Genomic DNA, 24,072 nt, shown 5'->3' on the forward strand with positions numbered 1-24,072 from the left:
GAGCCACCGATGATTCTGCTCCGTCGCCTGCTGGGTGACGTGCTGCGTCGGCAGCGCCAGCGCCAGGGCCGTACTCTGCGCGAAGTCTCCTCGTCCGCCCGAGTCTCACTCGGCTATCTCTCCGAGGTGGAGCGGGGGCAGAAGGAGGCTTCCTCCGAGCTGCTCTCCGCCATCTGCGACGCGTTGGACGTACGGATGTCCGAGCTCATGCGGGAAGTGAGCGACGAGCTCGCTCTCGCCGAGCTGGCCCAGTCTGCTGCGGCCACCCCCAGCGAACCTGTGCCGACGCCGGTTCGCCCGATGCTGGGTTCCGTCTCGGTGGCCGGTGTGCCACCGGAACGGGTGACGATCAAGGCGCCCGCCGAAGCGGTGGACGTGGTCGCCGCGTGACGCTCACGCGGGTGTGCTTGTGCTGACGTGCGCTGACTGCGTGCGACTGCGCTGAGGAAATGTGTGAGGCCCCGGCCGGGGCTTCTCCGGGGAGACCTGGAGGAGAGCGGTCGGGGTTTTTCGCGTCGTGGTGCGGGTGTTCGGCGTTGGGGGTGGCAGGCGGTCGGGGGCTTCTTGTGATTCGGGTACCGGCCTCCCCGGCGGTCGCCCTCGTCCGGTTCAGCCTCTCGTCCGGTTCGGGATCCGCTGCCGCCGGTCCGTTTGCCGGTGGGGGCCGTGGCGGTCATGGTGGAGCTGGGTTGTGCCTGACCGGGATCGAGCGACGGGCGGTGCTCCTGTGTGCCGCCGGTGCGCCCTCCCCGTGGGTGAGACGCCGGCCTAGCGTCGGGACTGGTCGGGCTGGAGGTGACGTCCATGGCGGGGCCGATAGTGCGCTGGGGGGCGCTTCTCGGGCTCGGGGTGCTGTGGTGGTGGGCCGTGCTGCGGCTCGCGCTGGCGCCGGACGCGGGGGTGCTGGAGGGGGCGGTCGCGGCCGGGGGATGGGGGCTGAGCCTGTTGCCGGTGCACTGTGTGCCCAAGGACCGGGCCGTGGGGGCCGTGGCTTCGGGACGGTGGGCGGCGGCCTGGCGGGTGGCGCGGTCTACCACGGCATTGCCACACCGCCGTTCGGACGCAGGATCTGGCCCGTCGTGAAGGACGAGGCGTCGGAGGCCAGGTAGAGCACCGCCTGGGCGACGTCCTCCGGTTCGCCAACCCGGCCCAGTGGTGACATCCGGGCCATGAGCGACTCGGTGCGTGCCTGGGCTTCGGTGTCGCGCCGGTCGGTCATGGGGGTGCGGATCCAGCCCGGCGCCACCGCGTTGACCCGGATGCCGTGCCGGCCGACCTCGGTCGCGAGCGTCTTCGTCAGCTGGACGACGGCCGCCTTGGCCGCGCCGTAGCAGAGCAGGCCGGGGCCGCCGGTGTCCACGGCGCCCGAGGCCATCGTGACGATGCTGCCCCTGGTGTGCCGGGCGAGCATCAGGCGGGCCGCCTCCTGGCACGCGTACAGGACGCCCTTGAAGTTGACGTTCAGCACCCGGTCGAGGTCCTCGTCGCGGGTCTCCAGGACCGGGCTGCTGTGCATGATGCCGGCGACGGCGGCCATCACGTCCAGACGCTCGCAGGAGGCGACGGCCTCGTGGAGCTGTTCGCGGTCGGTGACGTCGAGGGGGTGGATGTGGGCCGTGCCGCCGGTGCCCTTGACGGCTCTCGCGGTCTCGTCGAGGCCCGGTGCGTCCAGGTCCGCGCAGTGCACGGTGGCGCCGGCCGCGGCGAGCAACAGGGCCGAGGCGCGGCCTATGCCGCTGGCGGCGCCGGTGACGAATGCGGTGCGCCCGGTGAGGTCGTACGCCTTGAGGGGCATGAAAGGGACGGTACGAGGGGATCTGACGGATCGTCAATTGGTCGTACGGCGCTGTGTTCTGCGGCGCGGGGTGGTGGTCGGGGCCGGTCCTGGCTGGCAGGTCGGGCACCAGTACGTGGGGCGCTCGCGGGAGCCGTCGCCCTGGTCCGCCACCCGGACGGGGGTGTGGCAACGCAGACAGGGGCGGGGTGCGCGGCCGTACACGAACAGATCCTGGCCTCTGCGGCCCGTCGTGGTGCGGATCGGGCGGTCGCGGTTGGCTTCCAGGAACCTCTTGGCCAGTGCCGGCAGTTGTGCGGCGCGGGCGGCGGGGAGGGCGCCGACGGGCAGCCAGGGTGTGACGCCGAGGAGGAAGCAGAGCTCGCTCTTGTAGACATTGCCGATGCCGGCGAGGTTGCGCTGGTCGAGCAGGGCCTCACCGAGGGGGCGGGCGGGGTCGGCGAGAAGGTTGGCCAGGGCCTGGTCCGGGTTCCAGTCACGGCCCAGGAGGTCGGGGCCGAGGTGGCCGACGGCGCGGTGTTCGTCGGTGGTGCGCAGGAGCTCGAGGACGGGGAGGCGGTAGCCGACGGCCGTGCGGTCGGCGGTACCCAGGATCGCCCGGATCTGGTGCGTCGGGCCGCCGGTCCAGCGCTGGTCGTTGGCGTACACCTTCCAGGAGCCGTCCATGCGCAGGTGCGAGTGGAGGGTGAGGCCGCCCTCGATACGAGTCAGGAGGTGTTTTCCGCGCGGAGTGACCTCCAGGACGGTGCGGCCCGTGAGATCGGCCGTGGCGAATTTCGGCACGCGGAGGTCGCTACGGGTCAGCACCTCGCCGGCGAGGGCGCCGTGCAGCCGTCTCGCGGCTTGCCAGACCGTGTCTCCTTCGGGCATGGGTCAAGGGTGGCACGGGGTGGGGTCGGGGGTGCGTCGTGCGGAATGGGGTGAGTGGTGCGGGGGTGGGGGAGTGTGATGCGGGGGAGTGGGGGTGCCGGAGTGGGCTGCGTGATGCGGGGGAGTGGGGGTGCCGGAGTGGGCTGCGTGATGCGGGGGAGAGGGGATGCGGGAGTGGGCTGTGATGGCTTTGCCCGGTTCATGCGCGCAGTCGCAGGCCGCGTGGCGTGGCGATGAAGCCCGCTCCTTCCAGGAGGGTGCCGATGGGGGACGTCAGGGCCGAGGCTCCGTTGACGCGCTCGACGGTGACGGTGCCCAGGGAGCCTGCCTTGGCGGCGCCGGCGAGGGCTTGTGCCGCCTCCTGGAGGCGCGGGTCGTCCGTCGCCGCGCCGGCCGGGTCGGAGGGCCAGGCCAGCAGGGTCTTGCCGCCCCGCTCCATGTAGAGCGTCAGCTCACCGTCGACGAGGACCACCAGGGAGCCCGCCTTTCGGCCCGGCTTGTGGCCGGCGTCGGTCGGGGGATCCGGCCAGGGGAGAGCCGCGCCGTATGCGTTCGCGGGGTCGGCGGCGGCGAGAACGACGGCTCGGGAGTCGGGGGTGCGGCGGGGTGCGGAGGGGGAGGCGTACGGGCCGTAGGCGGGGCCGGTCGGTGGGGGGAAGTCGCGGGGGGAGGTCCACTCGCTCCGCGAGGTCGAGGCGGGGAAGGGCTGCCAGTCGTCGGGGAGGCCGGGATCGAAGGCGGGAGGACTTTGGTCTGGGTGGCCGTCGGCCGGGTTCGGGCTGTCGGTGGTGTGGGGGGCGGACGCGAAGGGGTCGGAAGCGAAGTCGGTGGGGGAGTCGAAGGCGGTTGGTGCGAAGGGAGTGTGCGGGCCGAAGCCGTCTTGAGCGCCGTCGGGCCGAGCCGGGGGCGGCAGGGCTTCGCCCCGGTCGCGGGCGTTGGCCACCGCGCGGAGGCGGTCGACCGCGCCGTCCATGGCGAACTGTGCGGCGCCGAGTCCCTCCACCACGTAGCCACGTCGTGCCTGGCCGCTGTCCTCGAAGGCGGACAGGATGCGGTACACCGCGGAGAAGCCGCCCTCGACGCCTTCCGCGGAGACGGCTCCGCGGGTCACCACGCCGTGCCGGTCGAGAAGGACACGGGCCAGGGCGTGGGCGCGCACGGTGAGGTCGGCCTCGCGGTCCGGGAGCAGGGACCAGCGGCCGGCGACGGTCGGCGGGCCGGTGCGGGACGCGGGGCGGGCGGCGGCGGTCAAGGAGCCGTAGCGCCCGCGCGGGACGGTCCGCTTGGCGCGGTGGGCCGTGGAACCGGCGGTGCGGCCCGAGCCCAGGAGGGAGCGCATTGGGGTGAGCGTGTCGTTCGTGAGCCGTCCGGACCAGGCCAGGTCCCAGACGACATCGGCCAGTTGGGGATCGGTGGCCTCTGGGTGGCTGGTGGCGCGGACCTGGTCGGCGATCTGCCGGAAGAACAGGCCGTAGCCTCCGGAGAGGGCGTCCAGGACGGACTGGTGAAGCGCCGTCAGCTCCAGGGGGTGGGGCGGCGGGAGGAGCAGGGGGGCCGCGTCCGCCACGTACAGGGAGACCCAGCCGTCCTTGCCGGGGAGGGCTCCCGCGCCGGCCCAGACGATCTCTCCGGCCGCGGTGAGCTCGTCGAGCATCGCGGGGGTGTAGTTCGCGACGCGGGACGGGAGGACGAGCTTCTCCAGGGCGGACGCGGGCACGGACGCGCCCTGCAACTGCTCGACGGCACGCACCAGTCCGTCGATGCCGCGCAGGCCGTGGCCCTTGCCGATGTGCTGCCACTGGGGGAGGAACTGGGCGAGCGCGGGTGGCGGTACCGGTTCCAGCTCGTGGCGCAGGGCGGCGAGGGAGCGGCGGCGGAGGCGGCGCAGGACGGTGGCGTCACACCATTCCTGGCCGATCCCGGCCGGGTGGAACTCGCCCTGCACGACCCTGCCCGTCGCCGCGAGCCGCTGCAGAGCGCCCTCGGTGACCGCCACGCCCAGGCCGAAGCGGGCCGCCGCGGTGGCCGAGGTGAACGGGCCGTGGGTGCGGGCATAGCGCGCGAGCAGGTCGCCCAGTGGGTCCTTGACGGGCTCCATGAAGGCTTCCGGGACGCCTACCGGCAGTGCCGTGCCGAGCGCGTCGCGCAGGCGGCCCGCGTCCTCGATCGCCGCCCAGTGGTCGGCGCCGGCGACGCGGACCCGGATCGCGCGACGGGCGCCGGCCAGCTCCTGGGCCCACTGCGGCTCGGCGCCCCGCGCGGTCAGCTCGGCCTCCTTGAGCGGGCCGAGCAGCCGCAGCAGGTCGGCGACGCCCTCGGCGTCCTTGACGCGGCGGTCCTCGGTGAGCCACTGGAGTTCTTGTTCCAGCTCGGTCAGCACCTCGGCGTCGAGCAGTTCGCGCAGTTCCGCCTGGCCGAGGAGTTCGGCCAGCAGGCGTGAGTCCAGGGAGAGGGCGGCGGCGCGGCGCTCGGCGAGCGGTGAGTCTCCCTCGTACAGGAACTGGGCGACGTACCCGAAGAGGAGGGAGCGGGCGAAGGGGGAGGGCTCGGGGGTGGTGACCTCGACGAGGCGCACCTTCCGGGACTCCAGGTCGCCCATCAGCTCGACCAGGCCGGGGACGTCGAAGACGTCCTGCAGGCATTCGCGGACCGCTTCCAGGACGATCGGGAACGACCCGAACTCGCTCGCCACCTGGAGCAGTTGGGAGGCACGCTGGCGCTGCTGCCACAGCGGGGTGCGCTTGCCCGGGTTGCGGCGCGGCAGCAGCAGGGCGCGGGCGGCGCACTCGCGGAAGCGGGCCGCGAAGAGAGCCGAGCTGCCCACCTGGTCGGTCACGACCTGGTCGACTTCGCCCTTGTCGAAGACAACGTCCGCCGCCCCGACGGGCGCCTGCTCGGCGTCGTATTCCGTGCCCGCCCTCATGGGCTCCTGGTCGAGCAGGTCCAGGCCCATCAGGTCGGCGTCCGGCAACCGTAGGACGATGCCGTCGTCGGCGTGCATGACCTGGGCGTCCATCCCGTACCGCTCGGAGAGCTTGGCGCCGAGCGCGAGGGCCCACGGGGCGTGTACCTGGGCACCGAAGGGGGAGTGCACGACGACCCGCCAGTCCCCGAGCTCGTCACGGAAGCGCTCCACGACGATCGTGCGGTCGTCCGGGATGTGCCCGCATGCCTCGCGCTGCTCCTTCAGATAGGACAACACGTTCTCCGCGGCCCAGGCGTCCAGGCCCGCGGCGAGGAGACGGAGGCGGGCGTCCTCCGTGGGCAGCGAACCGACCTCGCGCAGGAACGCCCCTACCGCGCGGCCCAGTTCGAGTGGGCGGCCCAGCTGATCGCCCTTCCAGAAGGGAAGCCGACCCGGGACGCCCGGGGCGGGGGAGACCAGGACGCGGTCCCGGGTGATGTCCTCGATGCGCCAGGAACTGGTGCCGAGCGTGAAGACGTCGCCGACCCGGGACTCGTAGACCATCTCCTCGTCGAGCTCGCCGACCCGGCCGCCGCCCTTCTTGGGATCGGAACCGGCGAGGAAGACCCCGAAGAGGCCGCGGTCGGGGATCGTGCCGCCGGAGGTGACGGCCAGGCGCTGGGCGCCGGGGCGGCCGGTGATCGTGCCGGCGACGCGGTCCCAGACCACGCGCGGGCGCAATTCCGCGAAGGCGTCGGACGGGTAGCGGCCGGCGAGCATGTCGAGGACGGCCGTGAACGCCGATTCGGGGAGTGCGGCGAAGGGGGCGGCACGGCGGACGATCGTGAGCAGGTCGTCGAGCTGCCAGGTGTCCATCGCCGTCATGGCGACGAGCTGCTGGGCCAGGACGTCCAGCGGGTTGGCGGGCACCCTCAGGGACTCGATGGAGCCGGTGCGCATGCGTTCGGTGACGACTGCTGCCTGGACCAGGTCACCGCGGTACTTCGGGAAGACGACACCGGTGGAGACCGCGCCCACCTGGTGACCGGCGCGACCGACCCGCTGGAGGCCGGAGGCCACCGAGGGCGGAGACTCCACCTGGATCACGAGGTCCACGGCCCCCATGTCGATGCCCAGTTCGAGGCTGGAGGTCGCCACCACGGCGGGGAGGCGGCCGGCCTTGAGGTCCTCCTCGACGAGGGCGCGCTGTTCCTTGGAGACCGAGCCGTGGTGGGCGCGGGCGATGACGGGCGGGGCGCCCTGGGCCGCTCCGGAACCGCCCATGAGTTCGGCGGGGGCGTGGTGTTCGTCCAGGGGTTCGCCGGTGGCTCGCTCGTAGGCGATCTCGTTGAGCCTGTTGCACAGGCGTTCCGCCAGGCGGCGGGAGTTGGCGAACACGATCGTCGAGCGGTGGGCCTGGACGAGGTCGGCGATGCGCTCCTCGACGTGCGGCCAGATCGACGGGCGTTCCGCGCCCTCGGAGCCGTCGGCGACCGGAGAGCCGCCAAGTTCGCCCAGGTCCTCGACCGGGACGACGACCGAGAGGTCGAACTCCTTGCCGGACTTCGGCTGGACGATCTCCACCTTGCGGCGGGGGGAGAGGTAGCGGGCGACCTCGTCGACCGGGCGGACCGTGGCCGAGAGGCCGATGCGACGGGCCGGCCTGGGCAGGAGTTCGTCCAGGCGCTCCAGGGAGAGGGCGAGGTGGGCGCCGCGCTTGGTGCCGGCGACCGCGTGCACCTCGTCCAGGATCACCGTCTCGATGCCGGTCAGCGCGTCGCGCGTGGCCGACGTCAGCATCAGGAACAAGGACTCCGGGGTGGTGATCAGGATGTCCGGGGGGCGGGTGGACAGGGCGCGGCGCTCGGCGGCGGGCGTGTCGCCGGAGCGGATGCCGACCTTGACCTCCGGTTCGGGCAGACCCAGGCGGACGGACTCCTGGCGGATGCCGGTCAGGGGGCTGCGGAGGTTGCGCTCCACGTCCACAGCGAGAGCCTTGAGCGGGGAGACGTACAGGACCCGGCAGCGCTTCTTGGGGTCGGCGGGTGGAGGTGTGGAGGCGAGCTGGTCCAGTGCGGCGAGAAAGGCGGCCAGGGTCTTGCCTGAACCGGTGGGGGCGACGACCAGCACGTCCGAGCCCTCTGCGATGGCCTGCCACGCGCCTGCCTGTGCGGCGGTGGGCGCGTCGAAGGCGCCCGTGAACCAGCCGCGGGTCGCGGGGGAGAAGGCTTTGAGGGCCTGGTGTGCGGAGCTGACCATGTGTCCATCCTGCACCCGGGGACTGACAATGCGGCTGACCTGGGCGGATGGTGGGTTGGGCTTCGCTGCCGTGCCTGCGGGGGCGTTGCGCCCGGTTTGGGTTGCCAAGCCTGCGCCGGCCTGTGCGGGTGCCTGCGGCGCCGGTGCGGGTGCGTTGTGGGTCGGGGCCGTGTCGGGGGGTGTCCGTCCTCGGAACGGCGCGGAATCGGTTGCCTTTCGAGGTGCTCGTGTTGACGCGCCAACCGCTGCGGGCGGACACCCCCCGACACGGCCCCTTCCGGCCGTACTCGGGTGCGGTGCGGGTACCGGTGCCCGCACCGCTGGGTCGGGGTGGTGGCCGGCGTGTCGGAAGATGGAGTCATGGCGGGTTCGAGTGAGAGGGCGCGGCACTGGCGGTACGCCGAGCTGCCCGGGGTCGATCTGCTGCGGGCTCGGTATGTCCGGAAGACGTTCGTGCGCCATACGCACGAACACTTCGTCATCGCCGCCATCGCTGACGGGGTCGAGATCTTCCATCATCGGGGGGCCGATCAGTACGCGGGGGCGGGGACGCTGGCCCTGGTCAATCCGGATACGGTCCATACGGGGCGAGCCGGGGTTCCCGACGGGTGGCGGTACGGGGCCGTGTATCCGTCGCCGGAGGTGGTGGCGGAGATCGCTGCCGAGACCACCCTGATCCGGGGGACGCCGGGGTTCCTCCGGCCGGTGCTGGACGATCCGTATGCCGTGGGGCTGGTGCATCAGGTGCTGCGAGCCGCGGAGGAGGGGAACGCGCTGGCCGCCGACACGTTGCTGCGGGTTGCCGTGACACGGCTGCTCCGGTTGAACGGCGGGGCGCTGCCGCAGCGGGACGTACGGACAGCAGGTGCCCGGGTCGCGGAACGCGCGCGTGCCGTGCTCGAGGAGCGGATGGCCGAGCCGCCGACCCTGGAAGGGCTGGCCGGTGAGCTGGGGACCAGCCCGTTCGCGTTGTTGCGGGCGTTTCGGGATGCCTACGGGATGCCGCCGCATGCCTGGCTGACCGATGCGCGGGTGCGCCGGGCGCGGCGGCTGCTGGATGTCGGTACGACTCCGGCCGAGGTGGCCGCCGCGGTGGGGTTCACGGATCAGCCCCATCTGAATCGGCATTTCACGCGGATCGTGGGTGTGCCTCCGGGGGCGTACCGGCGTGAGCGCAAGAACGTCCAAGACGAGCGGGGGCGGCTGGTTCTACCGTGCGAGGGGTGGCAGAGCAGATAGGTCTCACGGACGCACGTGGTGGTGGAGCGAAGCCCGATTCCGCCGTGGTGAGGGACGCGCTGGGAGTCGGGGTGGCCGTCGGGCTGTCCGGGTTCGCCTTCGGAGTGACCTCGGCAGGGAGCGGGCTCACGGTGTTGCAGAGCTGCGCGCTCAGCCTGCTGGTCTTCACGGGGGCGTCGCAGTTCGCGTTGGTCGGGGCGCTCGCGGCGGGCGGCAACCCGCTGACGGCGGCCGCGGGGGCGTTCTTCCTGGGGGTGCGCAACGCGTTCTACGGCTTGCGGCTGTCGCAGTTGCTTGCCCTCCCGCGCGCGGTGCGTCCGTTCGCCGCGCAGTGGGTCATCGACGAGACGGCGGCCGTGGCGCTGGCGCAGCCCACGCGGCGCGGCGTGCGGATCGGGTTCGCCGTGACGGGGCTCAGCCTGTACGTGCTGTGGAACCTCACCACACTGCTGGGCGCGCTGGGGGCCGAGGCCATCGGTGACACCGACGCCTGGGGGCTGGACGCGGCAGGGCCCGCGGTCTTCCTGGCGTTGCTGGCGCCCATGCTGAAGACCGCCGTCGAGCGGGCCGTCGCCGGTCTCGCGGTGCTGCTGGGACTCGGGCTGCTGCCGGTGCTGCCCGCCGGCGTGCCCGTTCTGGTGGCCGCGCTCGCGGCGCCGGTCGTGCTGTGGGCGGAGGGCCGTCGTAGAGGCGCCGGCCCTGACGGCGTACAGCGTGATGGCATGGAGGGGGAAGATCGTTGAACACCTGGATCGCGATCGGCGCGACCGCCCTCGGGTGCTACGCCGTCAAGCTCGCGGGGCTTCTCGTGCCCGCCGGTGCCCTTGAGCGGCCTCTCGTCAGGCGTCTTGCCGCCCTGTTGCCCGTGGCCCTCCTGGCTGCGCTCACGGCCCAGCAGACCTTCGGCGACGGGCAGGCTCTGGTGCTGGACGCGCGGGCCGCGGGACTCGCCGCGGCTGCCGGGGCGCTGGTTCTGCGCGCTCCCTTCCTGGTCGTCGTCGCGGCCGCTGTGCTGGTGACCGCCGGGGTGCGGGCGATGAGTGGGTGATCTGCCGGTCGCGTGTCCCGGGGGAGCGGTGCCGATCGAAGTCGGCGGGCTCATCCGACGCGCGCGTGGGTCATGACACCGGGACTGGTTCCGCTGATGGGATGCGAGGGGCAGCCGCTGTCTCAGCCCAGGGGACGGCCGTACGCCCGCAGGGTGCGCAGCGCGTCGAGCGTCACCATGGGGCGGGCTTCCACGGCTGTGCTCGGAGCCCACTGGCGCCAGCGGATCGGCCAGCCGCCGTCCTCCCGCTGCTCGGCCGCGAGGAAGTCCAGGGAGCGGGCCATCTCGTCGTCCGTGAACCACCCGCGCGCCAGGGAGGCGGGCGTCTTCGCGTAGTCGTGCGGGAAGTGGTGCTCCCCGGGGGCGTAGCCCGGCGCGACCGGGTACGCGTCGAGTCGGTCGGGGTCCAATGCCACGAGCCGGTGTTCGCGCACCAGACGGCCGAGGCGATCGGCGACCGCCTCCGCGCGCGGGCGGTCGGGAGCGGAATCCAGGAAGGCGACGGCGGCTTGGATCTCGTACGGGTGGGACTGCTCCAGGGACTGGACCGCCTGCCAGCAGAATTCCGTGGCCCGGAAGAGCCAGGCGTGCCACACCTCATTGCGGTGCAGGAGGCCCACCACCGGTCCGGTGGCGAGGAGTTCGCTCGGCGGATCATCCAGGATCGGGATGAAAGGGGCCGCCGGGTAGCCGCCCTGGCTGGGATGGACCGCCGGCAGTGCGCCGTCCGGCGTGGTCACGGAGGTCAGATAGCGGCACACGCGCTCCACGCGCTGTCCGCCGCAGCGCCCGATGGCGTCCAGGACCCGCAGGGCGTGCCCGGTGTGCAGCGGCTGGCTGACCGGGCCCCGCAGATCGGGTTCCAGCGCGTGGCCGTACCCGCCGTCCTCGTTGCGGTAGGCGTCCAGCGCCGTCTCCACCGGGTCGGCGCTTCCTTTCAGGAAGTGGTACGCGAAGAGGCGCTGCTCCAGCACCCGTGCGGTGAGCCAGACGAAGTGCTCGGCGCGCGTGAGTGGGGAGTGCGCCGGGGGCGTCGGGGGGAGTGGGGAAGCTCCTGTTTCGGCCATGCGTCAGACCGTAGGGCGGAAAGCGGTCTCGGCAAGCGGTCCCGGCTCAGGCCCACCCTCAGGGGCGGGATACTGAAGTCATGCGGTTGACGGTTTTCTGGGAGCGGATGACGGATCACTTCGGGCCGGGCTACGCCGACACCTTCGCGCGCGATCACGTGATGGCGGAGCTCGGCGGGCGCACGGTGAACGAGGCGCTGGACGCCGGCTGGGACGCCAAGGACGTGTGGCGTGTGGTCTGCACCGTCATGAACGTTCCGTGGGAGAAGCACTGATCGGTCACGAAGATCGCAGGACGGTAACCGATTGTCAGTCACGTGGGCGAGACTTGCACCGTGGCACCAACTGACGAGACCGACCAGGTCACCGAGCAGGCATCCCCGTTCGGCACGACGCCGCCCAACCGGCCCCCGGCCGCAGGCGCCGCCGGGCCGAACGCCCGTATGCCGCGTTGGCTTCCCCGCGCCATGGTGCTCGCGCTCGCCCTCATCGCCGTGTTCCAGCTGGGCAGTTGGGCCTTCCACCAGCTCACCAGCCTGCTGATCAACATCCTCATCGCGTTCTTCCTGGCCCTGGCCATCGAGCCCGCGGTGAGCTGGATGGCCTCGCGCGGGCTGCGCCGGGGACTGGCGACTGCCCTCGTCTTCCTCGGCGTGATGATCGTGGCGGCCGGTTTCGTCACGCTGCTCGGCTCCATGCTGGCGGGCCAGATCATCAAGATCGTCGAGGACTTCCCGGCATACCTCGACTCCGTCATCAACTGGATCAACACGCATTTCAACACCGAGCTGAAGCGCGTGGACGTCCAGGAGGGCCTGCTCAGGTCCGACTGGCTGCGCAACTACGTGCAGAACAGCGCCACCGGCGTCCTGGACGTGTCCGCCCAGGTCCTCGGCGGGCTGTTCCAGCTGTTGACGATCACGCTGTTCTCGTTCTACTTCGCCGCCGACGGTCCCCGGCTGCGCCGCGCGCTCTGCTCCGTCCTGCCTCCCGCCAAGCAGGCCGAGGTCCTGCGCGCGTGGGAGATCGCCGTGAACAAGACCGGCGGTTACATCTACTCGCGCGGGCTGATGGCCCTCATCTCCGGCGTCGCGCACTACATCCTGCTCGAGGCGCTGAGCGTGCCGTACGCGCCCGTGCTCGCCGTGTGGGTGGGGGCGGTCTCGCAGTTCATCCCCACGATCGGTACGTATCTCGCGGGCGCCCTTCCCATGCTGATCGCCTTCACGGTCAACCCCTGGTACGCGCTGTGGGTGCTGATCTTCGTCGTGGTCTACCAGCAGTTCGAGAACTACGTGCTGCAGCCCAAGCTGACCTCGAAGACCGTCGACATCCACCCCGCGGTCGCCTTCGGTTCCGTCATCGCCGGCACCGCCCTCCTCGGCGCGGTCGGCGCGCTGATCGCCATCCCGGCGATCGCCACACTGCAGGCCTTCCTCGGGGCGTACGTGAAGCGGTACGCCGTCACGGACGACCCCCGGGTCCACGGGCACCGGAGACGTGGGGCGGGTGACAGCCCGTTCAGGCGCCTGCGTGCGTTGTGGACGCGGCGACCGGGGGCGGAGGACCCCGGCGACGGCTCCTCCTGATCGAGGGGCCAGGAGCGGCGTACAGGTCGGAGGGCCGGCCAGGCTCAGGCCCCCTTCAGGTCACGGACCGCTTCTCCGCCCAGTGCCAGGGGGAGCGGCGCCGGTGTGGTCCCGCCCGGCTGGACAACGACGACACCCCAAACCACCGCCCACCGGCGGTCGGCAGCCCCGCAACAGCCACCGGGACGTAGCCTCGGAGGTGCCGCGTGGTGCGCTTGACACAAAAATCGAACATCCATTCTTATGGGAGCTCCGGCGAGACTCTCGGCGGGGCTTTCGACCCGGTTTTGGTGGAGAAGTGCCCGAGTTATCCACAGGCCGGACGGGCGTCGAGGCGCATTGTCAGTGGCAGGCGTTAGCGTCTTTGACGTGAAGCGATCGACTCAAGCAAACCGGGTGGAACCCATGGCAGGAACCGACCGCGAGAAGGCGCTCGACGCCGCACTCGCACAGATTGAACGGCAATTCGGCAAGGGCGCAGTCATGCGCCTGGGCGAGCGGCCGAACGAGCCCATCGAGGTCATCCCCACAGGGTCGACCGCACTCGACGTCGCCCTCGGCGTCGGTGGCCTGCCGCGCGGCCGTGTCGTGGAGGTGTACGGGCCGGAGTCCTCCGGCAAGACGACCCTGACTCTGCACGCCGTGGCCAACGCTCAGAAGGCCGGCGGCCAGGTCGCGTTCGTGGACGCGGAGCACGCCCTCGACCCCGAGTACGCGAAGAAGCTCGGCGTCGACATCGACAACCTGATCCTGTCCCAGCCCGACAACGGCGAGCAGGCCCTGGAGATCGTGGACATGCTGGTCCGCTCCGGCGCCCTCGACCTGATCGTGATCGACTCCGTCGCCGCACTCGTCCCGCGCGCGGAGATCGAGGGCGAGATGGGTGACAGTCACGTCGGTCTGCAGGCCCGCCTGATGAGCCAGGCCCTGCGGAAGATCACCAGTGCGCTCAACCAGTCCAAGACCACCGCGATCTTCATCAACCAGCTCCGCGAGAAGATCGGCGTGATGTTCGGCTCGCCGGAGACCACGACCGGTGGCCGGGCGCTGAAGTTCTACGCCTCGGTGCGGCTCGACATCCGACGCATCGAGACGCTGAAGGACGGCACCGACGCGGTCGGTAACCGCACCCGCGTCAAGGTCGTCAAGAACAAGTGCGCTCCGCCCTTCAAGCAGGCCGAGTTCGACATCCTCTACGGGCAGGGCATCAGCCGCGAGGGCGGCCTGATCGACATGGGCGTGGAGAACGGCTTCGTCCGCAAGGCGGGCGCCTGGTACACGTACGAGGGCGACCAACTCGGCCAGGGCAAGGAGAACGCGCGCAACTTCCTGAAGGACAACCCCGACCTGGCCAACGAGATCGAGAAGAAGATCAAGGACAAGCTGGGCGTCGGCGTCCGGCCCCAGGAACCGGCCGCCGAGCCGAGCGCGGACGCGGTGGTCTCCACCGCCACGGACGACGCCGGGAAGACGGTGCCCGCTCCGGCGGTGGCCAAGGCAGCAAAGACCAAGGCCGCGGCGGCCAAGAGCTGATCCGTGACACGGCGAACCGACTGGACCGAGTACGCCGCCCATCCGGGCGCTCCGCGTGAGCGGGGTGGCGAAGGCGACGGGGGCTTCGCCGGTATGAGCGGCGGCGACACGGTCCATGACATGCAGGGGGACTATGCCCGCACGGCGTCGTACGGCACGAGGGGGTCGTACGACGACGAGCCGGGCGTTGGACAGTGGTCTGACGGGGCTCACGGGGACGGGGCGGACGGCGGCTCCTCGGCGTTCGGTGGGGGTTCGCCCGTGGGCGGTTCGCGCCGGAGCGGCGGGGCACGGGGCGCGGGTGGCTCACGGGGGCGTCGTCGGCGCGGCCGCGCGGAGTCGCCCGGAGAGGACGGCGGCGCCTCCTTCTCGTCGAAGGACGCGAAAGAAGAGCCTCCGAAAGATCCGGTGGAGCAGGCACGGGCGATCTGTCTGCGCCTGCTCACCGGGACCCCGCGCACGCGGAAACAGCTCGCGGACGCCCTGCGCAAGCGGGAGATTCCGGATGATGCCGCCGAGGAGGTGCTGTCGAGGTTCGAGGAGGTCGGGCTGATCAACGACAGCGCGTTCGCGGAGGCCTGGGTGGAGTCCCGGCACCACGGACGAGGGCTCGCCAGGCGGGCGCTCGCACAGGAACTGCGGACCAAGGGCGTCGACTCCACGTTGATCGACGAGGCCGTCGCACAGCTCGACTCCGAGCAGGAGGAGGCGACCGCGTATGACCTCGTCGCCCGCAAGCTGCGTTCCACCCGCGGCCTCGACCGCGACAAGCGCCTGCGTCGCCTCGCCGGCATGCTCGCCCGCAAGGGCTATCCCCAGGGCATGGCCCTGCGGGTGGTCCGGCAGGCGCTGGAGGAGGAGGGCGAGGACACGGAGTTCCTCGGGGACGAGGGGTTCTGAGGGCTGGCCTCATCCCGGACACGTGGACGCGCGGGGAACACCCACGCGTTCGGGAGCGAGCCAGGCTGCTGCAGGCCCGTAGGCCCGTAGGCCCACCAGGCGTCACTGCCCATCGGATCCATTACCTGACAGCTCACCGGTCTCGTCCCCGCTGCCGTCGTCCGAGTGATACGGGCCCGGATGGTGTGCGCCGCTTCCGGCAAGGAGTAGCGCCGCCGGAGGAGTGGGCCGCCGAGGGGATCAAGGCACACCCCGGTCCGGACTACGCCTTCGTGTCCAACGAGCAGATGGCGTTCGCCGCCCGCTAGGCGTTCGATGCGGGCGGCGGCCAGGACGTCAAGATCGTGCCGGTCAACCCACGGACGAGGGCCTGGCAGCACTCAAGGACGGCCGCTTCGCGGCCACCCTGTCCAACTCGACGGCGGACACCCGCGACTTGGCTGTGACCAACACCCTCGCTCTGTTGAGGGACGAGACCTCACTGCCAGTCCTCCGGACGCTCCACGTGCTCCAGGCGCAGGATCGGTCCGCTGCGGCTGTAGCGGCGGATCTGCGGCAGGGGCGGGTAGTAGGCGTGAACGGAGATCGCGTGGTGCTCGGTGGACTCGTTGAGAACCTCGTGGACGTGGTGGCGGCCGAAGGCGCGGCCCTGCCCCGCGGTCAGTAGGCGCTCCCGGTCCACGCCCTCGCTGAGTTCCAGCGTCTTCCACCCGTCGGCGGGCAGCCGGGCGGCGAGCGAGTGCTCCTTGAGCTCACCGGACGCGGTCAGGAAGGCACCGACCGACTCGGCGTGGTCGTGCCAGCCGGTGCCGCTGCCGGGCGGCCAGCCGATCAGCCAGGCCTCGCTGCCGCCCGGCCCTTCCAGCCGCACCCAGGTGCGGCCCTCCGGGTCGAGGGGGAGCGAGGCGATCAGCTCGGCGTCGGCGGCCGTACGCCGTACGAATGCGAGGAGATCCGCCTGCGTGGGCACGGAGACAGCGGAACCGGAGCCGACAAGGGAAGCGGAGGAGACAGCAGGGGAGACAGACACGGGCACCGTCCTGAAGAGCGTTCGCGTGGAGCGCGCGTCAACGCAGAAGCGGCGCGCGCAAAGTGAAGAGGAATGCGAATTCAGCAGGACGGGCGACACATGCAGCCCGCGTAGCGGACGAGGTCCACATGGACCTTCCGCCACAGGTGCACACAGGTGTCAGTCACGATCCGGAGTACACCACGACGGTGCAGACCGGTCAACTCACTGTCACTATGTGGACGCACGGTGACAAAGAGCACCAGTAGTCACCGTGCGGCGGCCCCCGCCTTGGCTTCGGCGCCCGCCCGCGCAGGCCCGCCCAGCGCCGCCTCGGCCGCCGCGTACAGATCGGCCGGCCGGACCCCGGTCAGTGCCGTGACGAGGTGACCGTCGGGTCGTACGAGAAGGACGGTGTGCGGGGCAGCGCCCGGGTACTCCTCGGCGACCAGCAGTTCGGCGGTGTGTGGCAGCGCGCTCACCGCCGCCGCCAGCCGGGGCATGATCCCGGCGGTCACCCAGTGCTTGCGCTCCCACACGCCGGTGCCCGGCGCGATCAGTACGACGAGCAGCGCGCCGCGGCCGAGGCGGTCCCGCAGTCGTACGAAGGAGCCGTCCTCCGCCGTCACCCGCACGTCGGTGACCGGAGCACCGGGCTCCGTGGCGACGAGGGCCTCCCCTTCGAGGTGCCGGGGCGCGAGCGGCGAATCGGCGTACGCCCCCGGCGCACCGAGCGCGCCGCGCCCCAAGTGGCCGTCCGTGAGCAGCGCGTCGTGGCCGCGGGCCGAGCCGGGGACGTAGGCGCGCAGATTGCCGGCGCCGCGCAGCAGCGGCAGGGCCTGGTCGGCGGCGCGCAGCCGGGCGGCGACGACCGCGCGCCGCTCCGCCTGGTAGCTGTCGAGCAGCGCCTCGTGCGGCCCGTGGTGCCAGGCCAGCGCCAGCTTCCAGGCGAGGTTGTCGGCGTCCTCGAGCCCCTCGTCGAGGCCCTGCGTGCCGAGCGCGCCGAGGAGGTGTGCGGCGTCCCCGGCGAGGAAGACCCGACCGGCGCGCCAGCGGCGGGCCAGGCGGTGATGGACCGTGTGGACGCCGGTGTCCAGGAGTTCGTACGGCGGTGTCGAGCCGCCGGTCCAGCCCGCCAGGGTCTCCCGGACGCGGGTCACCAGCAGTTCGGGCGTGACTAGGTCCTTGCCCGGCGGCAGCAGCCAGTCGAGACGCCAGACCCCGTCCGGCAGGGGGCGCCCGGTGACCTCGGCGGCCGAGGGGCCGGTCGTGCGCCACGGCGGCATCCGGTGGAGCAAGGCCTGGTCGGGCCAGGGGAGTTCCGTGCGCAGTGCCGCCACGGCGTGTCGTTCGACCGCCGTACGACCCGGGAAGCGGATGTCCTGGAGCTTGCGCACCGTGGAGCGGGTGCCGTCGCAGCCGACCAGGTAACTGCCGCGCCACCAGGTGCCTTTGGGACCACGGGTGTGAGCCGTGACGCCCGAGGGCTCCTGCTCGACGGCGTCGAGGCGGCTGTCCACGGCGATCTTGACGAGGCGCTCGCCGGCGAGGGCGGCGCGCAGGGCGCCGGTCAGCACGTGCTGGGCGATGTGCAGGGGGGCCGGACCGGCATCGTCCTCGGCATCGGTGTCGCCCCCGAACGTGACCTCGCGCATCACCTGCTTGCGCCGCATCGACCGCCATCCGGCCCAGTGGACGCCGGCCTCGGCGAGCGGCACGCCGGTCAGCCGCTCCATGAGGGCGGCGGTGTCCTCGCGCAGTACGACGGTGCGCGCGAGGCGCGGTTCGTCCTTGCCCGGACCCTCGTCGAGGACGACGGACGGCACTTCCTGACGGGCCAGAGCCAGGGCCAGCGTGAGCCCGACGGGCCCCGCGCCGACGATGATCACCGGGTCCACGGCGCGGCGCCCCCTGCCCGCAGCGGTGTTCCGAGAGACGTGGGTGAACAGGAAGTTTGAGCAGGGTGCACGATCACAGAACGTATGCAACCCATTGCCGGTGCTTGCGTCAAGTGACGGAGGCAGTGGCGATCACGCCACTGCCTCCGTGCACACTCATGCCACTTGACTGATCATCAGATGCCGCCGCCGGCACCGGTTCCGAAGGTGCCACCCACCTCGGCGGCGTTGAGCTCCTCCACGTCGTCCTTGCCCAGGACGGCGCCCGTGCTCTTCTTGCTGCGCCGCAGCCTGCGCTCCAGCCAGCCCGCGAAGCTGGTGAGGATGAAGTTGAGCACGATGTAGATGACTGCCACCACGACGAAGCTCTGGACGACGTTGGCGTAGTTGGCCGCGAGTGTGCCGCGCGTGTTGAGCAGCTCGGTGAAGCCGATCATCACGCCGCCCAGCGCGGTGTCCTTCACGATGACCACGAGTTGGCTGACGATGGCCGGCAGCATCGCGGTGACGGCCTGCGGCAGCAGAACGTTGGCCATCGTCTGGCCCTTGCGCAGACCGACCGCCATCGCGGCCTCCGACTGACCCCTCGGCAGGGAGAGGATGCCGGCCCGTACGATCTCGGCGAGAACGGACGCGTTGTAGAGCACGAGGCCGGTGACGACCGCGTAAAGGGGTCGGTCCTCAGTGCTGACGCCCGTGGAGCGGGCGAAGAACTCGTTGGCGAACAGCATCAGCAGCAGCACCGGGATGGCCCGGAAGAACTCGACCACCGCACCGGCCGGAACCCTCACCCAACGATGGTCGGAGAGGCGGGCGATGCCGAAGACCGCGCCCAGCGGAAGGGCGATCACCATGGCGAGCGCCGCTGCCTTCAGCGTGTCGGCGAGCCCCGGCAGCAGATACGTCGTCCAGGCCTCCGACTCGGTGAACGGCTTCCACAGGGCCCACCGCAGCTGGTTCTTGTCGTCCATGGTCTGCCAGATCCACCACAGGAGCAGAGCCAGCAGGACGAAGAAGACCACCGAGAAGAAGACGTTGCGCCGCTTGGCGCGGGGTCCAGGAGTGTCGTAGAGGACGGAGCTCATCGCTTCACCGCCAGTCGCTTGCTCAGCCAGCCCAGGATGAGGCCGGTCGGGAGGGTCAGTACCACGAACCCGAACGCGAAGACGGCGCCGATGAGCAGCGTCTGGGCCTCGTTCTCGATCATTTCCTTCATCAGGAAGGCGGCCTCGGCCACTCCGATCGCGGCGGCCACGGTGGTGTTCTTGGTCAACGCGATCAGCACGTTGGCCAGCGGGCCGATGACCGAGCGGAAGGCCTGCGGCAGGATGATCAGCGACAGGGTCTGGCTGAAGCTCAGGCCGATGGCGCGTGCCGCCTCGGCCTGTCCGAGCGGCACGGTGTTGATGCCGGAACGGATCGCCTCGCAGACGAACGCCGCGGTGTAGGCGACGAGGCCGAGCACGGCCAGCCGGAAGCCCTGGACCTTGAAGTCGGAGGCACCCATCGTCATGCCGAAGGTGTCGGCGAGACCGAGCGAGGTGAAGAGAATGATGACCGTCAGGGGGATGTTCCGGACGATGTTGACGTAGGCGGTGCCGAACCCGCGCATGAGCGGGACCGGGCTGACCCGCATCGCGGCCAGGAGGGTGCCCCAGACCAGGGAGCCGACGCCGGAGAGGGCGGTGAGCTTCACCGTCATCCAGAAGGCGCCCCAAATGCTCGGGTCGTCATAGTCTGAAAGAAAGTCGAACACGATCTCCCGCGCTTCCGGGGTGGGTGGCGTACGTGGACAGCGCGGCGTGCCGCCGCCTTGATCGCAATCGGCGACGGCACGCCGGGGAACACTCGTGCTACTTGACGATGTTGCCGATCTTCGGCGCCGGCTCGTTCTTGTAGTTGGCCGGACCGAAGTTGTCCGTGACCGCCTTCTCCCACGCGCCGTCGCTGACCATCTTCTCGAGAGCGGCGTTGATCTTGTCCACGGTCGCGGTGTCGCCCTTCTTCACACCGATGCCGTAGTTCTCGTTGCTGAGCTTGAGGCCGGCGAGCTTGAACTGGCCCTTGTACTGCTCCTGTGCGGCGAAGCCCGCGAGGATCGAGTCGTCCGTGGTCAGCGCGTCCACGGAGCCGGCCTGCAGGCCGGAGATGCACTCCGAGTAGCCGCCCAGCTGCTTCAGGTTGGCATCCGGGGCGATCTCGTCCCTGACGTTCTGCGCCGAAGTGGAGCCGGTCACCGAGCACAGGTTCTTGCCGTTGAGGTCGGTGCCCTTGGTGATGTCCGAGTCGGCCTTGACCAGCAGGTCCTGGTGAGCCAGCAGGTACGGGCCGGCGAAGTCGACCTTCTTGGCGCGCTCGTCGTTGATCGAGTAGGTGGCCGCGATGAACTTCACGTCGCCGCGGGCGAGAGCGTTCTCGCGGTCGGCGCTCTTGGTCTCGACGAACTCGATCTGGTCGGGCTTGTAGCCGAGTTCCTTGGCCACGTACGTCGCCACGTCGACGTCGAAGCCGGAGAAGGAGCCGTCGGGCTCCTTCAGGCCCAGACCGGGCTGGTCGTACTTGATGCCGATCTTGATCTTGTCGCCGCCACTGGAGCCCGAGCCGCTGTCGCTGTCGCCGTCGTCGCTGCCACAGGCGGTGGCGGTCAGGGCGAGGACGAGCGCGGTGGCCGCCGCGGCGGAGACCTTGCGGAGCTTCATGGTGAACATCCTTTGTGTGGTGAGGAGAATGCCGTCGTTGCGGGTGGCGCGGGCCGTCGGTGGCGCGGTCGCGGCAGGGTACGGATTCGTCAGTGGTGCAGGATCTTCGACAGGAAGTCCTTGGCGCGGTCGCTGCGCGGGTTGCTGAAGAACTGGTCCGGCACAGCTTCTTCGACGATCCGACCGTCCGCCATGAACACCACCCGGTTGGCGGCCGAACGGGCGAAGCCCATCTCATGGGTGACGACGATCATGGTCATGCCGTCGCGGGCGAGCTGCTGCATGACCTCCAGCACCTCGTTGATCATCTCAGGGTCGAGCGCCGAAGTGGGCTCGTCGAACAGCATGACCTTGGGGCCCATGGCCAGGGCACGCGCGATGGCGACGCGCTGCTGCTGGCCACCGGACAGCTGTGCGGGGTACTTGTCCGCCTGGTTGGCGACACCCACTCGGTCGAGCAGCGAGCGGGCCTTCTCCTCGGCCACCTTCTTGTCGGTCCTGCGGACCTTGATCTGGCCCAGCATCACGTTCTCGAGCACGGTCTTGTGCGCGAACAGGTTGAAGGACTGGAAGACCATTCCCACGTCGGCACGCAACCGGGCCAGAGCCTTGCCCTCCTGGGGCAGCGGCTTGCCGTCGATGGCGATCGTGCCGGAGTCGATCGTCTCCAGGCGGTTGATGGCGCGGCACAGGGTGGACTTTCCGGACCCGGAGGGTCCGATGACCACGACAACCTCGCCGCGGGCGATCGTCAGATCGATGTCCTGGAGAACGTGCAACGCGCCGAAATGCTTGTTGACGCTCTTCAGGACGACCAGATCTCCGGTCGCGGCCACATCTTCCTTGGCCACCGATACTTCGGTCATCGCTCTAAGGCTCCGTCCTCCTCGGTTTCGGAGGACAGTAGTAACCACTCGCGACCAGCGTCATTACATCTGAGGGGAATCTGAGCATCACGATCCGATAGCAATCGGACACGTGTCGTAGCACTTGCGAGCTGGGCGCGTATCGGGCGGGTAACGGAAGTCGCGCGCAACCGGAACCCTCTTGACGTCGTCCTCATCCATCAGCGTGACTGCCATGTGCACGCGCGCGCGTGCCCACGTTTCTACACATCCTGATCGTACGTCCGATGAACCGAAGGGAGCCCGGATGAGACTGCTCCTCGTCGAGGACGACAACCATGTGGCAGCCGCCCTGTCCGCGGTCCTGGCGAGGCACGGTTTCGACGTCACCCACGCCCGCAGTGGCGAGGAGGCCCTGCAGGCCCTTGTCTCGGAAGGCGACGGCTTCGGAGTCGTCCTCCTCGACCTGGGCCTGCCCGACCAGGACGGCTACGAGGTCTGCGGCAAGATCCGCAAGCGCACCAGCATCCCGGTGATCATGGTGACCGCGCGCTCCGACGTCCGCTCCCGCATCCACGGCCTCAACCTCGGCGCCGACGACTACGTCGTGAAGCCGTACGACACCGGGGAACTGCTGGCCCGCATCCACGCCGTCGCCCGGCGCACCGCCCACGACGACGCCCCGGGGGCGAGCGAGACCGGCCTGCGTCTCGGCCCGGTGCACATCGAACTGCCCACCCGCCAGGTCAGCGTGGACGGCTCCGTCGTCCAGCTGACCCGCAAGGAGTTCGACCTCCTCGCCCTGCTGGCCCAGCGGCCCGGCGTGGTCTTCCGCCGGGAGCAGATCATCAGCGAGGTGTGGCGGACCAGCTGGGAGGGGACCGGGCGCACCCTGGAGGTGCACGTGGCGTCCCTGCGCGCCAAGCTGCGGATGCCGGCGCTCATCGAGACCGTACGCGGCGTGGGCTACCGGCTCGTCGCCCCGGGCGCGTAGCGGGGCCGGGTGCGCACACGTCTGCTCCCGCTGCTCATCGTCCTGATGGCGGCCGTGCTGCTCGCTCTCGGTGTCCCGCTCGCCATCAGTGTGGCCGCGGCCCAGCAGCAGAACGTGATCGTGGACCGGATCGACGACACGGCACGCTTCGCGGCCCTCGCCCAGTACGTCACCGACCCGCCCGGCGAGACGAACGAGCGCAAGGACACGCTGGGCATCGAACTCGCCAGCTACTACGACGTCTACGGCATCCGGGCGGGCGTCTTCTACCGCAACGCGACCCCCATGGCCAAGGCGCCCTCCACCTTCGTCCTCCCCAAGGAGGGAGAGGTCCGCGAGGCGTTCGGCGAGGCGCTGCTCAGCCGCCGCAGCCACGATCCGAAGCAGGTGTGGCCCTGGCAGCGCCACCGTCTGGTCGTCGCCTCGCCGGTCATCCGGGACGGCGACGTGGTCGCGGTCGTCGTCACCGACTCGCCCACCGGACAGATGCGTTCGCGGATCCTGCAGGGCTGGCTGGTCATCGTGGCGGGTGAGAGCGCCGCGATGCTGCTGGCCGTGGGCGCCGCGCTACGGCTGACCGGCTGGGTCCTCCGGCCCGTACGCGTCCTGGACGCCACCACCCACGCGATCACGAGCGGGGCCATGAAGTCGCGCGTCGCGGTCGCCGGCGGACCGCCGGAACTCAGGCGCCTGGCCCGGTCGTTCAACGAGATGGCGGACAACGTCGAGGACGTGCTCGAGCAACAGCGCGCCTTCGTCGCCGACGCCTCGCACCAGCTGCGCAACCCCCTCGCGGCGCTGCTGCTGCGCATCGAACTGCTCGCCTTCGAACTCCCGGAGGGCAACCAGGAGATCGCCTCCGTCCAGGCCGAGGGCAAGCGTCTGGCACAGGTTCTGGACGACCTGCTCGACCTGGCCCTGGCCGAACACACCGACGCGGATCTCAGGGTCACCGACATCGGTGCCCTCACCACCGAGCGCGTCGCCGCCTGGACACCGACCGCCCAGGCCAAGGGCGTAGGGCTGGTGGGCACCTGCCCGCCCACCACCGCGTGGGCCGACCCGGTCACCCTCTCCAGTGCCCTGGACGCGGTGATCGACAACGCGGTGAAGTTCACGCCGAAGGACGAGACCGTCGAGGTCACGGTCGCCTCCGACGGCAACACCTCCACCGTCGTGGTCACCGACAACGGCCCCGGTCTGACCGACGACGAACTCGCCCGCGTCGGCGACCGCTTCTGGCGCAGCGGCCGCCACCAGAACGTCAAGGGCTCCGGGCTCGGCCTGTCCATCTCCCGCGCTTTGCTCGCCGCGGGCGGCGGCTCGATCACGTACGACCACCACGAGCCGCACGGGCTGACGGTGACGGTACGGGTGCCCCGGTCGGGCCCGACTGCGTGAGGTTCGGTACGGCGGGCTACG

General features: G+C 70.8%; 22 protein-coding genes and 1 pseudogene. 12 read left to right on the forward strand and 11 right to left on the reverse strand.

What is annotated here, in order from left to right:
- Positions 1 to 9: 9 nt before the first annotated feature.
- Both ACFWWR_RS18270 and ACFWWR_RS18275 read left to right on the forward strand, forming a co-directional pair.
- Positions 10 to 390 (forward strand): helix-turn-helix domain-containing protein, encoded by a 381-nt coding sequence (locus ACFWWR_RS18270; protein ID WP_030044087.1) that lies wholly within the window; start codon positions 10 to 12, stop codon positions 388 to 390.
- 414 nt (positions 391 to 804) lie between these two features.
- Positions 805 to 1,083 carry a hypothetical protein gene (locus ACFWWR_RS18275; protein WP_383876586.1) on the forward strand — a complete coding sequence of 93 codons (279 nt, stop codon included), beginning with the start codon at positions 805 to 807 and terminating at the stop codon, positions 1,081 to 1,083.
- Here ACFWWR_RS18275 and ACFWWR_RS18280 read toward each other — a convergent pair.
- From ACFWWR_RS18280 to ACFWWR_RS18290, 3 genes are all read right to left on the reverse strand, one after another.
- Positions 1,031 to 1,795, reverse strand: a complete 765-nt coding sequence (locus tag ACFWWR_RS18280; protein WP_383876584.1) for an SDR family NAD(P)-dependent oxidoreductase — start codon at positions 1,793 to 1,795, stop codon at positions 1,031 to 1,033. The genes ACFWWR_RS18275 and ACFWWR_RS18280 overlap by 53 nt on opposite strands.
- Positions 1,796 to 1,828: 33 nt before the next feature.
- Entirely contained in the window at positions 1,829 to 2,665 is an 837-nt protein-coding gene (locus ACFWWR_RS18285; protein WP_383876583.1) for an Fpg/Nei family DNA glycosylase, read from the reverse strand.
- A 199-nt stretch (positions 2,666 to 2,864) separates the two neighbouring features.
- Positions 2,865 to 7,829, reverse strand: a complete 4,965-nt coding sequence (locus ACFWWR_RS18290) for an ATP-dependent helicase (protein ID WP_384304232.1) — start codon at positions 7,827 to 7,829, stop codon at positions 2,865 to 2,867.
- Between the two features lie 360 nt (positions 7,830 to 8,189).
- Here ACFWWR_RS18290 and ACFWWR_RS18295 point away from each other — a divergent pair.
- From ACFWWR_RS18295 to ACFWWR_RS18305, 3 genes and pseudogenes are all read left to right on the forward strand, one after another.
- Positions 8,190 to 9,065 (forward strand): annotated as a pseudogene (locus tag ACFWWR_RS18295) (AraC family transcriptional regulator); the annotation flags it as partial.
- A complete protein-coding gene (locus tag ACFWWR_RS18300) occupies positions 9,053 to 9,811 on the forward strand; it encodes an AzlC family ABC transporter permease (RefSeq protein WP_383866376.1) in 759 nt (252 codons plus the stop codon). The pseudogene ACFWWR_RS18295 and the gene ACFWWR_RS18300, both read left to right, overlap by 13 nt.
- A complete protein-coding gene (locus tag ACFWWR_RS18305; RefSeq protein ID WP_383866378.1) occupies positions 9,808 to 10,116 on the forward strand; it encodes an AzlD domain-containing protein in 309 nt (102 codons plus the stop codon). Before ACFWWR_RS18300 ends, ACFWWR_RS18305 begins: the two co-directional genes overlap by 4 nt.
- A 122-nt stretch (positions 10,117 to 10,238) precedes the next feature.
- Here ACFWWR_RS18305 and ACFWWR_RS18310 read toward each other — a convergent pair whose 3' ends face one another.
- Complete coding sequence (locus ACFWWR_RS18310) at positions 10,239 to 11,183, reverse strand: hypothetical protein (protein ID WP_383866380.1); 945 nt, start codon at positions 11,181 to 11,183, stop codon at positions 10,239 to 10,241.
- 80 nt (positions 11,184 to 11,263) lie between these two features.
- Here ACFWWR_RS18310 and ACFWWR_RS18315 point away from each other — a divergent pair, with 80 nt between their 5' ends.
- The 5 genes from ACFWWR_RS18315 (at position 11,264) to ACFWWR_RS18335 (ending at position 15,513) form a co-directional block, all read left to right on the forward strand.
- A complete protein-coding gene (locus ACFWWR_RS18315; protein ID WP_217237332.1) occupies positions 11,264 to 11,458 on the forward strand; it encodes a DUF3046 domain-containing protein in 195 nt (64 codons plus the stop codon).
- A 60-nt stretch (positions 11,459 to 11,518) separates the two neighbouring features.
- Positions 11,519 to 12,772, forward strand: a complete 1,254-nt coding sequence (locus tag ACFWWR_RS18320; protein ID WP_383866382.1) for an AI-2E family transporter — start codon at positions 11,519 to 11,521, stop codon at positions 12,770 to 12,772.
- A 405-nt stretch (positions 12,773 to 13,177) separates the two neighbouring features.
- Complete coding sequence (recA, locus tag ACFWWR_RS18325) at positions 13,178 to 14,305, forward strand: recombinase RecA (RefSeq protein ID WP_383866384.1); 1,128 nt, start codon at positions 13,178 to 13,180, stop codon at positions 14,303 to 14,305.
- A 3-nt stretch (positions 14,306 to 14,308) separates the two neighbouring features.
- A complete protein-coding gene (recX, locus tag ACFWWR_RS18330) occupies positions 14,309 to 15,205 on the forward strand; it encodes a recombination regulator RecX (RefSeq protein WP_383866386.1) in 897 nt (298 codons plus the stop codon).
- Between the two features lie 185 nt (positions 15,206 to 15,390).
- Positions 15,391 to 15,513, forward strand: a complete 123-nt coding sequence (locus ACFWWR_RS18335) for a hypothetical protein (RefSeq protein ID WP_383866388.1) — start codon at positions 15,391 to 15,393, stop codon at positions 15,511 to 15,513.
- Positions 15,514 to 15,683: 170 nt separating this feature from the next.
- Here ACFWWR_RS18335 and ACFWWR_RS18340 read toward each other — a convergent pair whose 3' ends face one another.
- The 7 genes from ACFWWR_RS18340 to ACFWWR_RS18370 all read right to left on the reverse strand — a co-directional run bounded on the left by ACFWWR_RS18340 (position 15,684) and on the right by ACFWWR_RS18370 (position 21,677).
- Complete coding sequence (locus ACFWWR_RS18340) at positions 15,684 to 16,235, reverse strand: cysteine dioxygenase (RefSeq protein ID WP_383866389.1); 552 nt, start codon at positions 16,233 to 16,235, stop codon at positions 15,684 to 15,686.
- An 80-nt stretch (positions 16,236 to 16,315) separates the two neighbouring features.
- Positions 16,316 to 16,477, reverse strand: a complete 162-nt coding sequence (locus ACFWWR_RS18345) for a putative leader peptide (protein ID WP_383866391.1) — start codon at positions 16,475 to 16,477, stop codon at positions 16,316 to 16,318.
- A 6-nt stretch (positions 16,478 to 16,483) separates the two neighbouring features.
- Positions 16,484 to 18,112: an FAD-dependent monooxygenase gene (locus ACFWWR_RS18350; protein ID WP_384304234.1), complete on the reverse strand. Its 1,629-nt coding sequence runs from the start codon at positions 18,110 to 18,112 to the stop codon at positions 16,484 to 16,486.
- A 176-nt stretch (positions 18,113 to 18,288) separates the two neighbouring features.
- A complete protein-coding gene (locus ACFWWR_RS18355; RefSeq protein WP_384304237.1) occupies positions 18,289 to 19,197 on the reverse strand; it encodes an amino acid ABC transporter permease in 909 nt (302 codons plus the stop codon).
- The gene (locus tag ACFWWR_RS18360) at positions 19,194 to 19,868 is read right to left on the reverse strand and encodes an amino acid ABC transporter permease (RefSeq protein ID WP_384304239.1); all 675 of its coding nucleotides are present in this window, start codon (positions 19,866 to 19,868) and stop codon (positions 19,194 to 19,196) included. Before ACFWWR_RS18360 ends, ACFWWR_RS18355 begins: the two co-directional genes overlap by 4 nt.
- 97 nt (positions 19,869 to 19,965) lie before the next feature.
- A complete protein-coding gene (locus tag ACFWWR_RS18365; RefSeq protein WP_384304242.1) occupies positions 19,966 to 20,811 on the reverse strand; it encodes a glutamate ABC transporter substrate-binding protein in 846 nt (281 codons plus the stop codon).
- 89 nt (positions 20,812 to 20,900) lie between these two features.
- Positions 20,901 to 21,677 carry an amino acid ABC transporter ATP-binding protein gene (locus tag ACFWWR_RS18370; RefSeq protein ID WP_384304244.1) on the reverse strand — a complete coding sequence of 259 codons (777 nt, stop codon included), beginning with the start codon at positions 21,675 to 21,677 and terminating at the stop codon, positions 20,901 to 20,903.
- Between the two features lie 286 nt (positions 21,678 to 21,963).
- Here ACFWWR_RS18370 and ACFWWR_RS18375 point away from each other — a divergent pair, with 286 nt between their 5' ends.
- Both ACFWWR_RS18375 and ACFWWR_RS18380 read left to right on the forward strand, forming a co-directional pair.
- A complete protein-coding gene (locus tag ACFWWR_RS18375; RefSeq protein WP_383866401.1) occupies positions 21,964 to 22,650 on the forward strand; it encodes a response regulator transcription factor in 687 nt (228 codons plus the stop codon).
- A 9-nt stretch (positions 22,651 to 22,659) separates the two neighbouring features.
- Positions 22,660 to 24,051 carry an ATP-binding protein gene (locus tag ACFWWR_RS18380; protein ID WP_383866403.1) on the forward strand — a complete coding sequence of 464 codons (1,392 nt, stop codon included), beginning with the start codon at positions 22,660 to 22,662 and terminating at the stop codon, positions 24,049 to 24,051.
- Positions 24,052 to 24,072 lie beyond the last annotated feature (21 nt).

The sequence above is a fragment of the Streptomyces sp. NPDC058678 genome (assembly GCF_042714835.1).
In the GTDB taxonomy this organism is placed as follows: domain Bacteria; phylum Actinomycetota; class Actinomycetes; order Streptomycetales; family Streptomycetaceae; genus Streptomyces.